At 47.8% G+C, this 13541-nt stretch carries 13 protein-coding genes; 2 read left to right on the top strand and 11 right to left on the bottom strand.

The features are described from left to right. Window positions 1-189 precede the first annotated feature (189 nt). A complete protein-coding gene (locus AB4Z29_RS16260) occupies window positions 190-369 on the bottom strand; it encodes a hypothetical protein (RefSeq protein ID WP_441944081.1) in 180 nt (59 codons plus the stop codon). Window positions 370-885: 516 nt separating this feature from the next. On the opposite strand from AB4Z29_RS16260, the gene AB4Z29_RS16255 reads away from it, so the two are divergent. Next, the gene (locus AB4Z29_RS16255) at window positions 886-1869 is read left to right on the top strand and encodes an SLAC1 anion channel family protein (RefSeq protein WP_441944080.1); all 984 of its coding nucleotides are present in this window, start codon (window positions 886-888) and stop codon (window positions 1867-1869) included. 176 nt (window positions 1870-2045) lie between these two features. Beyond that, a complete protein-coding gene (locus tag AB4Z29_RS16250) occupies window positions 2046-2702 on the top strand; it encodes a DUF2238 domain-containing protein (RefSeq protein WP_441944079.1) in 657 nt (218 codons plus the stop codon). A gap of 228 nt (window positions 2703-2930) precedes the next feature. Here the strand turns inward: AB4Z29_RS16250 and AB4Z29_RS16245 are convergent, their stop codons facing one another. The 10 genes from AB4Z29_RS16245 to AB4Z29_RS16200 all read right to left on the bottom strand — a co-directional run bounded on the left by AB4Z29_RS16245 (window position 2931) and on the right by AB4Z29_RS16200 (window position 13521). Beyond that, a complete protein-coding gene (locus tag AB4Z29_RS16245) occupies window positions 2931-4139 on the bottom strand; it encodes a Bcr/CflA family multidrug efflux MFS transporter (RefSeq protein ID WP_441944078.1) in 1209 nt (402 codons plus the stop codon). Window positions 4140-4221: 82 nt separating this feature from the next. Beyond that, complete coding sequence (locus tag AB4Z29_RS16240) at window positions 4222-5262, bottom strand: NADH:flavin oxidoreductase (RefSeq protein WP_441944077.1); 1041 nt, start codon at window positions 5260-5262, stop codon at window positions 4222-4224. A gap of 26 nt (window positions 5263-5288) precedes the next feature. Then, window positions 5289-6311 carry an NADH:flavin oxidoreductase/NADH oxidase gene (locus AB4Z29_RS16235; protein WP_441944076.1) on the bottom strand — a complete coding sequence of 341 codons (1023 nt, stop codon included), beginning with the start codon at window positions 6309-6311 and terminating at the stop codon, window positions 5289-5291. Between the two features lie 231 nt (window positions 6312-6542). Continuing rightward, entirely contained in the window at window positions 6543-6959 is a 417-nt protein-coding gene (locus tag AB4Z29_RS16230; RefSeq protein ID WP_441944075.1) for a MarR family winged helix-turn-helix transcriptional regulator, read from the bottom strand. 192 nt (window positions 6960-7151) lie between these two features. Further along, complete coding sequence (locus AB4Z29_RS16225; protein WP_441944074.1) at window positions 7152-7322, bottom strand: hypothetical protein; 171 nt, start codon at window positions 7320-7322, stop codon at window positions 7152-7154. Window positions 7323-7398: 76 nt separating this feature from the next. Beyond that, window positions 7399-8541, bottom strand: a complete 1143-nt coding sequence (locus AB4Z29_RS16220) for a glycerate kinase (protein ID WP_441944073.1) — start codon at window positions 8539-8541, stop codon at window positions 7399-7401. A 53-nt stretch (window positions 8542-8594) separates the two neighbouring features. After that, window positions 8595-9617, bottom strand: a complete 1023-nt coding sequence (locus AB4Z29_RS16215; RefSeq protein ID WP_441944072.1) for a Gfo/Idh/MocA family protein — start codon at window positions 9615-9617, stop codon at window positions 8595-8597. A 21-nt stretch (window positions 9618-9638) separates the two neighbouring features. Further along, complete coding sequence (locus AB4Z29_RS16210; RefSeq protein ID WP_441944071.1) at window positions 9639-10547, bottom strand: sugar phosphate isomerase/epimerase family protein; 909 nt, start codon at window positions 10545-10547, stop codon at window positions 9639-9641. Between the two features lie 30 nt (window positions 10548-10577). Then, window positions 10578-11453 (bottom strand): NAD(P)-dependent oxidoreductase, encoded by an 876-nt coding sequence (locus tag AB4Z29_RS16205; protein WP_441944070.1) that lies wholly within the window; start codon window positions 11451-11453, stop codon window positions 10578-10580. 22 nt (window positions 11454-11475) lie between these two features. Further along, window positions 11476-13521 carry a beta-galactosidase trimerization domain-containing protein gene (locus AB4Z29_RS16200; protein ID WP_441944069.1) on the bottom strand — a complete coding sequence of 682 codons (2046 nt, stop codon included), beginning with the start codon at window positions 13519-13521 and terminating at the stop codon, window positions 11476-11478. Between the last annotated feature and the right edge of the window lie 20 nt (window positions 13522-13541).

The raw sequence follows: 13541 nt of genomic DNA, 5'->3' as shown, positions 1-13541 counted from the left end.
ATTTCAAAAAAAAATGCTGCAAACGAAATTATTCGTTTGCAGCATTTTTAATGTCTATAGCTAACAATATTCCAATATGACGATTAGCTGCCTAATGTTTAGGTAGACAGCTTTTCCCTTAATTGGTTTATATGCATGTCACCCTCAATCATTATATGGAGTGGTTCAATTTAGCATTACTGCAGATGATTATGATCCCTTAATTGGTTTCTTGCGAATGCTAGTGAGTTCAAAAGCTTCTTTATGAATCCCTAGTTCTTGAGCCTTTTTCTTTTTAATCATCATGGCTTGTTGTAAGCTAGTGGCTTTAAATTCAATTGTGGTGCCAAATGGATCCTCAAATGCGTAATAACTTTTTTTATTCGACATGAATATAGCACCTCTATCCTTGAACATAATTGTTTTTTACTGTCTGTTATTATCGCAGTAAACTCAAATTATTGTGTCCAAGCATTCTGCTTATATACACGCGGCGACGGACTCATTTTGTGCAGCCACTCTAGCGCGATATGATTACGGGGTATGCTCCGTTTCTTATGGGAATCTTGTTGGAGATACATTGCGAATAAGAGTTATCATAGATGAAATCTATTATTTTCATAGAAAAAACCACATTGTTCTATCATATTAAATCTCATATAATGAGGCAACAGGACAGAGATATGTTAATGAGTAGTAAGAGACAAGTTAGAAATATGGAGGAAAACAAAGGTGTTTTAGCTCATCATGGACGCAAAAGTTGGCATAAAATCAATTGGAACATTGGATACTAATATAGATTTCCAGATGATTTAAAGATTTTCTTTTGGCGTTGCCGCGACATCATAGAACGAATGCATCCCGCATTTGATAAACAAAAAACGATATAGAAAGTGGTGACTATCCATGCAGACCATGGCAACCGTACAAAAACAAAAAAGCATCGGTTCAGTTCAATTTTTGCCCATTAATCTTTTTGCATCGGTTATGGGAATAACAGGTTTGTCATTGGCTTGGAAACAAGCAAGCATGCTCTTCGGCACTTCCCCTGTCATCGCTAAATGGATTGGCATTGTTGCTGTGTTGGTGTTTATCGTGTTAAGCATAAGTTATATCTCAAAATGGGTTCTTTATCCACAGTTCGTGAAAAATGAATTTGCGCATCCCATTTTAGGTCATTTTTTTGGCACGATCACGATTTCCATACTATTGCTTTCGTCCATTATAGGAGACTATAGTCAAATATGGGGGCAAAGCATATGGATAATCGGAACTTTACTCACTTTAGCGCTTAGTTTTGTTATCGTTACACGCTTATTGAATGGGAATCATGAGCCGGGTCATGTGGTTCCAGCGATGCTGATTCCTGTGGTAGGAACGCTTAATATTGCTGTTACCGGTGGGACAATGCCATTCGCATGGGCTCATGAAATTAATCTGTTATCCCTTGCAATCGGAGGAATTGTCGCTCTCATTTTCGTTTCCTTGATCTTCTCGAGATTGATTCATCAAGCTCCGCTGCCAGCAGGATTAACGCCTTCCTTACTGATTTTGATTGCACCGTTTGAGGTTGGTTTTCTAGGCTATACGAAATTCGTGCAGCGAATAGATCCGTTTGCCTCCATCCTGTTTTACTTTGGTTTTTTCTTGTTCATTGTCTTGTTCTTCAAAGTATTCAAAAACTCCATACCGTTTGGCGCTTCCTGGTGGGCTGTAGGATTTCCGCTGGCTGCTCTAAGCAATGCCGCATTACAATACGCGATGTTTGTACATTCTTGGCTGCTTATCGCGATTTCAGCAATCGTTCTAGCTTTGGTAAGCATTGTATTGACCGTTCTCTTTATTCGAACAATTAGCATGCTATTAAAAGGTAATCTACTTAAAGGATAAGCGACCAGTCTCTACGGACGTAGATAAATTACAAATAGAGGAGCCACGGGAACATTCCAGTGGCTCTTATTTGTGATATGAAATGGATGCTCCTCACAAGATCTAAATCGGCGTTCTGAATTCGCTTCCCTAAAAAAGGGAACTATATGGTTGACGATACAAGGAGTGAATTTACTTTGACTAATAACCGACTAAAATGGACAAACGCAACCGTTCCATTTTCCCGAAATAAACCTCTCCAATTCATGGCAATCATATTCATTGTATTTTTTGGCCTTATGGCAATATCACCAACGAATCGATCTCAATGGCTCGCGAATAGCTCAGCGCTTGTCGCCGTTATTCTTGCCCTTGTCTTCACATACAAATGGTTTCGTTTTTCGAATTTGTCGTATCTTCTTATGCTTGTTTTCTTTCTGCTTCATCTCTATGCATCACATTATACTTATGAAGGTACACCGTTTGACCATTGGCTAAAAATTTCTTTTCATACAAAAAGAAGCTATTACGATCGAGTCGTACATTTCGCCTTTGGCTTATTTGTTACTTTTCCATTGCTTGAGATATTAAAATCTAAAGTCAAACTAAAAGGGATTTGGACATATGTTCTGCCCGTAGATGTTGTGCTCGGTTTTAGCGCTCTATTCGAGATCCTTGAAATGGTAGCCGCCTTCGTTGCTGGGCCTAGTGGAGAAGCCAAATTTGTTGGTATGCAAGGTGATGTCTTCGATACGCATAAAGATATGGCTTTAGGTTTGCTTGGTGGGGTTGTGTGTATTTGTATTCTCGCATGGATAACCTGGAAAAGAGATCAATCAGCAGCTGCTGATTGATCTCTGATTCTAACGTTGTCATGCTGAAATATGCTTTTTCGGACAACAGAGACTACTACTCGAGAAGTGAGGTGCCCGGCTTATCACGTTGTAGAGGAGCTTCGTCCAGTGGAAGTCACCTTCATGGCTGGCTTGTGCAAGAATAGGTAAAAGTTCATAATCATCAAAAATAAAACCAGTCCATCATTAAGATTCAATGACAGACTGATTTTCTAATACCGTATGCTGTTATTTTAAGCTGCTTGTTGAAGGTGCCTTCTTACCCAAAAAGAAGTAAGCCAGCATCGCTGAAACACTCGTTAATAATATTATGACGCCTAACGGAACAGCGGTGTCCTCACCTGCGATGCCGACTAGCGGGGACACAATCGCTCCCAGCAAGAAAGGTATGACGCCAAGCAAAGCTGCCGCGCTGCCCGCCATATGGCTCTGGCTCTCCATGGCGAGCGGGAACGCTGCGGTTGAAGTAATGCCGATTGCCGCTACGAAGCAAAAGAGCGGTATCACCAATGCGAATAGCGGTCCATGAAACATGGCTACTACTAAAACGGCGATACTTGCCACGCAGGCGAGCAACAGACCGATCAACAGAAAGGTATGTTCGGATACACGATGCGCCATACGCCCCACTAGCTGGGAGCCGATGATCAGACTGATACCATTCGATCCGAACAAAAGCGCGAATACAGTCGGTGAAGCCCCGTAAATATTTTGATAAATGAATGGCGTCCCAGAAACATAAGCGAATACCCCAGCGATCATAATGCCCTGTGCCAGCATATATCCAACAAACTGGCGATCACGCAAAAGCATTCCGTAGTTCTGCAACTGCTGCTTGAAATTGCTGGGTCTCCGCTGATCGGACGGCAATGTCTCTTGCAGCCCCCATTTAGTCATTGTCAGCAAATAAATGCCGAGCAAAGCCAGCATGACAAAAACGCCTTTCCAATTCGTGAAGGTAAGTATCCCGCTGCCGGTAACCGGCGCTACGAGTGGACCCAAATTACCAACTAGCAAGAGCAGCGAGAAAAATTTAGTAAGCTCGTGGCCACTGTACAGGTCGCGTGCAATGGCGCGAGAAATAACAATACCTGCAGAAGCCGCAAAACCCTGTACGAACCTGAACACAATTAACAGACCTATATTCGGCGAGAATGCGCAAGCCAAAGAGGCAATTGCATAAACAGCCATAGAGATAAGCAGCGGACCACGTCGTCCGTAGACGTCGCTCATCGAGCCCATGACCAGCTGTCCGATACCGAGTCCGAGTAAACAAGCGGTCAGACTGAGCTGTACGAGCGAAGCCGTCGTTTCATATTGCTTTACAATCTCCGGGAAAGCTGGCAAATACATATCGATCGTAAAAGGGCCGAGTGTCGAGAACAAGCCAAGCAGCAAAGCTAGTTTAACCACTTTCAGATTGTTGCTTTTAGTCATAATCAAATAAATCTCCTATTCCATGATTAAGAAAGCAAAAGACTGGAAATAACCAGACTTTTGCTTTTTCAGTATATATTTATCAATTAAGTGTCTTGAGTGCCTCAGGGGTGAATGGTACCAAATCGTTCGACTTTCCTTCTCGAATTTTACTAGCCCAAGCAGGATCCACTAACAATGCTCTGCCGATTGCAACTAAATCGAATTCATTATGTTCGAGCTTTTGAACTAAGCCTTCAATCCCTGTGTTGCCAGCGCCTTTACCAGCTGTAAAAAGTGTCATAAAATCATCATCCAGGCCTATAGAGCCGACTGTAATCGTTGGTTTACCTGTCATTTTTTTTACCCAACCTGCTAAATTCAATTCAGAACCTTCAAATTCAGGTTCCCAGAAACGGCGAGTTGAACAGTGGAAAATATCCACTCCTGCGTCAACTAATGGTTTCAAAAATTGTTGCAGCTCGTCTTGTGTGCGGGCTAATTTGGCTGAGTAATCTGTTCCCTTCCACTGCGATATACGAAGTACAATTGTAAAATCCGGGCCCACTGCCTCTCGACAAGCTTTGATTACTTCTTCAGCAAAACGAGTACGTGCAATCAAACTGCCGCCGTAGCGATCCGTGCGTTCATTTGTCTTCTCCCAGAAAAACTGGTCAATCAGGTACCCGTGCGCGCCATGGATTTCGATTCCATCGAATCCGATACGCTTGGCTTCAAATGCTGCCTGTGCGAAAGCATTTACGATTGCAATAACCTCTTCTTCGGAGTAATCATTCACATTTCCCCGTGCACCCATGTGCCAGATTTGTGGGATGATTTTCCCGCCTGCCTCATGAACCTCAGTCACTACATTTGCCCAACCCTTTAAAGCTTCTTCACCATAAATTAAGGGTACATCCTTTTGATTTGAAGAATCCGCATGTTGTATAACGGTCCCTTCCGTCACGATTAGCCCAACGTTATTTTCAGCTCTCCGGCGGTAATAAGCAGCCACGTCTTTCCCTGGAACGCCATTAGGAGACAGGCTGCGAGTCATCGGCGCCATCACTACACGGGTGGTAAGCGAAAGGTTCCCTAAAGTAATTGGCTGGAATAAAGCTTGTACAGATTCAGTATTTGACATGTTGTTAACCTCCTATATGATATGGATTAGAATCCTGCGGAATATTGTTTCGGGATCTGCGTTTCTTTTTTCAGCTGTGATGCAGCTTCTAGTGCCCAGTACGGATTTCTGAGGAGTCCTCTACCCACAGCCACCAAATCAGCTTCTTCATTACCAATAACCGCATTCGCTAAAGCAGGATCATCCAGTCTTCCTACAGCGATTACTGGTACGCGAAGCGCTTCTTTGATCTCTTTTGCCAACGGAACTTGATATGCCGCATGGGTGCCTGGTCTGCCGAAAGCAGCAATCGGTCCTTCTCCACCTGAGGAAATATGAAACACATCGACTCCTGCTTCTTGATATTGTTTAGCAAAAGCAATGCTTTCTTGAATACCATATCCTCCCTCGACATATTCCTTCGCCGAAATCCGCATTAGAAGCGGCATGTCAGCAGGCATTTCTGCTTTAACCGCTTTAATAACTTCACGCCCAAATAGCGTTAGGTCGTTTCCATATTCATCCTCACGTTTATTCGTTAGCGGGGAATGAAATTGATGAATCAGATAACCATGAGCACCATGAATTTCAATCGTATCAAACCCCGCCTTAACCGCGCGAGCTGCTGCGTTCCCGAATTTCTCCAGCAAGCCCTTCACCTCTTCGGTTGTGAGAGCACGGGGTACTTTCGAATGCGTATCAAATGCAATAGCAGATGGCGCTACGGGCACCTCCGCATCTTCCGCTTTCCGTCCAGCATGAGCAATTTGTATACCTACTTTAGCACCATAAGAGTGGCAGGCATCCACGATTCGCTTCAGTGGAGCGATCTGCTCATCAGACCATAAGCCTAAATCTTGATCCGAAATACGGCCATCCGGCTCTACATCTGTCATTTCAATGATGATGAGGCCCGTACCGCCAATAGCTCGGCTAACATAATGCATATAATGCCACTCTGTTGCAATTCCATCCTTTTTCTCCACCGAATACTGACACATAGGCGGCATAACAATACGATTCTTTAATTCCAATCCTTTAACTGTATAGGGACTTAATATATCTTTCATAGAATAATCTCCTTGTCGTCTCTAAATTTTATAAGCGTCATTAAAATGCATGCGCAAGCATTTATTTTAACATGATTATTTTAGCTGTCAACTTCTACACACTATAATTTCAGAAATAGCTTATGAGCTATGCTCAACAGCCTCTTCTCTTCTTTTCTATTCTCTTCCTTTACTCGTTCCCGGCTCATAATTCTGAGTATATAACAAACAAAAAACGAGTAATTTTCAAGATTATTTGGGTATCCTGTTCTGCATCTTCTTCAATTCATCATATTGGATATCCAATTGCAACACTTCGTTAAAAGTGTTAAGTGCCTGCTGGAATTTATTTTCGCCTAGCTCCGTAATTCTTGTATAAATTCCTCTGCGGTCATCTTCACAAACCAGTCTTTCTAACGCACCAAAGTTTTTGGCTTCCATTCTCACCACAAGTCTGGAGATCGCGCTCTGGCTTAAACCTACCATTTCCTGCAGTTGCTGTAACCTAAGTTTTTTATATTCCGACTTAGATATGAAATATAATACATAGAACTCTTTCAAGGACAAATTGTTTTTCTCTTGTAAAATTCTTTCTAATTTATCATTGACACTAGAATAAAGATCAGTCAAAAATAACCATGCATCTAAGGTATCATTTTTATTATCCAATGCTGGATCCACCTATTCTAATTGAAATATTGCCTATCGTATATCCTAGTGTAACAATCTTGATCGAAACGGTCAAAAAACAATTCAAAACCACTCGTCTGTTATCGTCAACTCACTGGTCCCGTTCTTTACATTTGCAGGCAGTCGATCCACTTGATCGACTGCCTGCATGTATTCGTATTCTAATCCCTTCTATTGGTTATTTTCTGCTTTAATTGTAAAGAACATAACCGCCGTAACGGTAAATATGCTGATCAGCGTCGATACGAGCACCTCTGGTTTCATGATCGACCTCATGTTGGTCTTATACGCGTTGACATTATAGATGCCGTATATGTTAGAAACGAGCGATTGCATTGTCATAACCGTTACATGCTGCCGTTTTCCGATTTCATCCACATTTATTAAGAAAGTTGGCGCGTAAAATATAATCGTTTGGTTAGCGCTCCGACCCTCGCAGCAGACGAAACAATTGGCGAACCGCCAGCTCCATCAGCTCTTCTGCCTGATTTATGCACATCTCCAAAGAGGCAGGCTCCTTCACGATGGAGAAGCAGCCATGAAACCTCTTTTCCAGCTCATCCATCTGCTCCCCCAAGCTGCCAGACAGGAGAATGCAGCGCGAGCCCGCTTCTTCGCTTACAGCCGCTACATGAATCGGCAGCTTGCCGTATAGCGTCTGGCTGTCGCTTCGCCCCTCGCCCGTCAAAACCCAATTGGCGCCGCGAACCCGCTCCCGAAGCTTTGCGATACTCATCAGCCACCCCGCGCCAGATTCAATGACTCCACCGATCGCCAGTAAAGCGAAACCAAGTCCTCCGGCTGCTCCCGCACCCGGATTCGATTGCCAAGAAGCAGCGGAAGCCGCCTCGATAAGCGCAGCGTAACTGCCCATTCCCTTGTCGAGCATGACCTGCTGCTTTGGACTTGCGCCCTTCTGCTTGCCGTATATCATCGTAGCGCCATCAGGCCCGCAAAGCGGATTGCCTACATCCGTCGCAACCGTGATAGCGCAGTCTGCCAACCGCGGATCGAGACCGCTCAGCCGGACTGAGACCGTTCGTTGCAATTCGCCTCCGCAACCAGACAAGCTTCTACCTTCGCTATCACGAAAAACAGCGCCAAGCACGGCCAGCATGCCCATGCCCCCGTCGTTCGTCGCGCTGCCGCCTAGGCCAATGACGAAGCGACGGATGCCACGGTCAAGCAGCTGCATGACCGCTTCGCCAACGCCGCGCGTACTTGCACCGATCGGATCAAGCTGGCCAGCCGGCACCATCGTAATTCCGCATATCGATGCGACCTCTAACACCGCAGTCAGCTCGGCTGACTGCCTCTCCCGAATCAAGCCGATTATGGCCGAAGCCGGTTTTCCTAAAGGCCCGGTTACTTGCAGCGTCTCGTAGGTTCCGGAAGCAGCATCCACAGCAGCGACGACCGTCCCTTCACCGCCGTCTGCCAGCGGAATAACATCACAGCTTGCATCCTCGAAGACGGAGTGGATCGCCCTAGCGGCTGCGGCGCCTGCCTCGGCCGAGCTAAGACTGCCTTTGAATGAATCAAATGCCAGCACTACCTTCATAGGGTAAAATCTCCTTCCGGATAAATTCTGACTAAGATTCCCTTAAATACTGGCTACATCGAGTAAAGTTCTGACAGCTTTACCTTTGCCCCGCGCCTTGAGCTCTCAATGGCGCCCAGCATCATCGCAACGCTGTGGATATTGTCATGAATATCCGTCTCCGATCTTGTACCGTTACGATAGGCATCGAACATTTCGTCTAGGCAAGCTTCGCGACGCTCGGCACCGCTCCAGCGGAGATAACCATCTATACATGCGAGGCTGCCTCCGGCTCCTTCATTCGCCGCCTGAAAATGCGGCATGTTGTCGCCGTCCCAGATGGCTGTTCCTTTGGAGGCGCTGAGACGCCAAGCCCCCTCCCACGAGGTGGGAAACCCTTGCGCGCTCCAACTCCCGTTATATGAGAATGCCGCTCCGTTTTCGAACTCGAAAAAGCATGCTGCGGACGATGCTCCAAGATACCAGGAGCCCTCAGGATTGAACTCCTGACAGTAAACGGCTGTCGGTCTCTCGTCAATCAAATATCTTGCCGCATCGAAAGTATGAATAGCCATATCAAGAATAAGCGGATGCTCCATCGTTTCCCGGAAGCCGCCGAATCGTGGACCTAGGAAGAAGTCGGCCGTAACATAACCCGGCTTGCCAATTATTCCTTCATCTAGCATCGCCTTAAGCGAACGAATTTCCTTCGTATACCGCCGGTTCTGCATCACAGCGCAAAACTTGCCAGTACGCTTCGACACGCCAATCAATCGCTGAGCATCCGCCATTGTCGTAGCCATCGGCTTCTCCATCATGACGCCGGCGCCAAGCTCCATTGCGATGCACGCATTACTGGCATGGGCATCCGGAATCGATGTGTCAAGCAGCAGCACGGCTCCCGTTTCCCGAATGGCCTCCTTTACGGTAGAGTAAACCGGAAGATTCAAGCCAAATCGATCATTCATAGCCGCTGCGTTTTCCGGCGAGATGTCAACGAGCGCGACCGGCTCGGTGTCCTTTCGCTGAAGCGCATAATCCAGCCATCTTCCGCCCATTTGTCCGCAACCGGCCAACACCAGTTTAGTTGTATTCATCCCTCGCAGCCCCCCTTCGCGCTATAGCTTCCCGTTTCCGTAGCGTATACGGGGATTCGGCACATACTCCCCGCCGCGGCAGCGCTTCAAATAATGCAGCGCAGAGACCTGCCCGCTCATCTCTAGCTCGTCGCGGTACACCGGATCATGCCGCCCTTCAATGTCGATGCTGCCTTGGTAGCCGTTTTGCATCAAAATCGTAATAACGTCGGCCCAATTCGTGTCACCGAACCCTGGGGTCCGATGCCAGACGAACGGCTGCGGGCCGTGAATGCCGTGCTCCCGCAACACATCCCAGGCGATTGTCGCATCCTTGCCATGGACATGAAAAATTTTCGGCGCCCATTTGCGGAGCTGCGGTATCGGATCGATTAAGCTAACCATCTGATGGCAAGGCTCCCATTGTAAGCCGATATTGTCATTTGGCAGCACGTCGAACATCATTTCCCAAGCTATCGAATGATGTGCAATATTCCAGTCCCCTTTATCCCATGTTCCGTTCATATCGCAGTTTTCGAAGGCAAGTCTAACGCCTTTAGCATCGGCACGCTTGGCAAGCTCGCCAAATACCTCCTTATACTTAGGAAGTGACGCGGGAATCGGTTCATCCGTCAGCCTGCCGGTAAAGCCTGTAACCAAATCCGTGCCGAACAGATGGGCGTGATCGATTAACCGCTCCCAGCTCTTCAAAGTGTCCTCGTTATCTCCTTTTCCCGTTAACGGATTTCCGAACACAGTCAAGCTGGATATAGAAGCGTCGCTGCCCTCCAGCAGCGCTCTGAGACGCTTCGCCTGCTCGGCCAATTCGATTGTCCCTGTGCTCTGCCAGTGCGTAATACCGAAGCTTTCGAAGCCATGAGCCAAATAATGCGGAATCACTTCTTCGGCGTATACCGCCTTAAGAAGTGCGCCGATCGGTAAATGCATCATCCCGTTCACCTCTCTTTGTATGTTGCTTTGCTACTCCCATGCTTGGAATAACGCTTGGGTCCCTTTATCGGCAAGACCCTCCGCCGCTATGCGATCGTACAGACCTTTGGCAAGCGTCAATCCCGGCAGCTCAATTCCCATTTCTTCAGCGGCTTCAAGCGCTATGCCCATGTCCTTAATAAAATGCTTCACGAAGAAGCCCGGCTCGAAGTTGCCCGCTATAATACGCGGCGCCAGGTTGCTTAATGACCAACTTCCCGCAGCGCCCGACCCGATGCTGGCCAGCACGCTGCTCAGATCGAGACCGGCATGCTTCGCGTACACCAAAGCTTCGCAGACGCCTACCATATTGGAAGCGATAGCGATTTGGTTGACCATCTTCGTATGCTGACCAGCGCCCGGTCCTCCTTGAAGCACGATATTTTTGCCCAACAACCGAAGCAGCGGCTCCACCGCCTGGAACGCTGCCGAGTCGCCGCCGACCATGATTGACAACTCCGCGTTGCGCGCTCCCACGTCGCCCCCCGACACCGGAGCGTCGAGCGCATGCAGACCCCTTAAAGCAGCTGCTCTCTCGATTCGCTCAGCAAGCTTAGGGCTGGACGTCGTCATATCGAGCAAATACGCGCCTGGCTTCGCGGAATCCACGATTCCGCCTGCTTCCAAATAAAGCTTCTCCACGTCTTTCGGATAGCCTACGATCGAGAGGATGACATCGCACGACGAGGCCAAGTCTCCAGGCGTATCGTGCCAGATCATGCCAAGCGCAAGCAGCTCTTCAGCCTTGGCTTTCGTTCTCGTAAAAATATGAACCTCGCAGCCGCCGTTCAACAAATTTTTGGCCATGCTGCTCCCCATTACGCCAGTGCCAATAAAACCGATTTTCAACCCATTCACATCCAGCATGCTCTTATTAACTCCTTTTCCTTTATTTATTTTGTTCGACTATTTTGACAACTTCCCACACTTCGAGCTTTGGAACAGTGAATCGCAGCTCCCCGCTCTCCATGCGAAACGGAATATCGCCGCACTCAAGCAGCCCTTTGACGGCCGAAACACTCTCACCCCTCAGCGCTGTTAGCGGTATGGCTGCTTCAATGTGATACAAAGGAATCGTCGAAGTAAGCGGCCTTCTGCCTGTTCCATTCACGAAATGAATCAGCAAACCATCTTCGTTACGGTAAAGCGTGACCTGCAAGCCCGTGATAGACGTTACATGCAGCAGCCGCTGCTCGCCAAGAACCAAATCCAATGCATTGTCCAGCAGCTGGTAATGCTCGCCAAGCTTAAATTCATTGATGAGCTGACTTAACGAAAACGGAATATAGAGTACGCTTCCGTTTCCTCTCGTATGGTGAATCGCCAGCGGAATGTCGGTGTGCTCTACAGAAAGAGACGCCCTTTCAGGAGGCGCTCCGACGCTTTCCAGCGGCGAGAACGGCGGCACAAGCGTTGCATACACATCGGCTCCTTCGCACGGCTTGCAATACGCGACGCGTCCGCGGTGCGGAATGAGCTCGGTTTCATCCATCCCTCTCTGCAGCGGATTGCCTGTACCGCCATCAAACCGCAGGTAGCTGGCGACGAGCGATTCGCTGATCGTGACGGAAGGTCCGATGCCGAGCAGCTCATGCAATTCTACGCGAATGGCTGCGCTTGCATTTACGGCGCCTTCGACAATTAGATTCCCGCCTTCTTCCACATAAGTCCGCCAGCGGGAAACCTCCGCTTCGCCGACCGGATAATGCTCCGGAACGATTAAGGCACGGTAACGTCGAAGCGTGTTCAACTCCGCCTGCTCTTCAGGAATAATGTCAAACGGAATTTGGCGATTGATTAGCCCGTCCGCCCAGCCCTCCGTAGAAGGCCGCGCGCTCCACAGCAGCGCCGCTCCTGCAAGCGATTCCGCGCCATTCATTTCGTTTTCGATTTTTGCCGCTTGGCTGTTAAAGCGAGTAACGGTTCGTATTATCCTTTTATCGTGAATCGTATCCGGAATACCCGTGAGCGAGTGCCAGATTTGACCGCCGTATGCGGGAATTTGAGTCAGCCAAAATGCATAATCTGCCGGAGGAAGGCCTGTATGCCGCCAATCCATACCAGGGCAGGAATGCACGATGCCAAGCGGCGCCACGCCGCCTGATCTGGAACGACCAAGCTTAATGCTGAGGRCCGGCTTCCAAAACTCAGGAATATTTTTGCTGCCTTGGGACAGTACATTCTGCGGCTCGGTACACAGCAGATCCGCTGCCGCTTTACGATCCTCCAGCCGCTCATTGAATAGATTATAATAGCTGATGACTGGCACATCCGGACGAATCGACTTGATTGTACCGCCAAGCAGCTCCATGTTATGCTTCAAGCAGATCGAACCCCATGAGCGGTCATAGTCCGCAGATTTCGCAGGCATTGGGACATTGAACAAATCCATGTACTTGTCGCGGCAACGCCCGCATTGGCAGGGGATTGTACCTGGATTGTTAAAGAAAACGCCGTCGATATCGTATCGGTTCAGCATCTCAGTAAGTACAGGCGCCGCCACGTCCTCGTTGCGATAACCCGCGTTGATGCAAGTCGACATTAGCAGCGACCAGCTGCCAGGTCGATTCGCGCCGATGATCTCCGGCTCGCCTTCGCTGTTTCTGACGAACCATTCAGGCCGCATCTGGTAAACCGAATCGTCCGCTTTACTGAAATCGACGCGTGCGACGAATTTCAAATGGTCACGATGGAATGCTCGAATAACCTCATCCAGCAAATCCATATGCTGCGGCAAATATTCATTAACATGATGAAACGGAACTTGCGACGGATACCAGCCGTATATGCCACCCACATTGAAGACGATAGTGTTGGCTCCCATATCCTTCAGCTGTCTCGCTAAACGCTCGGGATCGATAAGTGCCGTATCCTTAACCTGCAGATTTGGTTGAATAATGCGAAGCGGCTGCTGCCACCATACTTGAGAACTCATGCTTCCAACCTCCGTTTCAA

The sequence above is a fragment of the Paenibacillus sp. 2TAB23 genome (genome assembly GCF_052115165.1).
Classification (GTDB): domain Bacteria; phylum Bacillota; class Bacilli; order Paenibacillales; family Paenibacillaceae; genus Pristimantibacillus.
The sequence above is the reverse complement of the archived record's forward strand: the minus strand, read 5'-3'. Positions and strand labels throughout refer to the sequence as shown.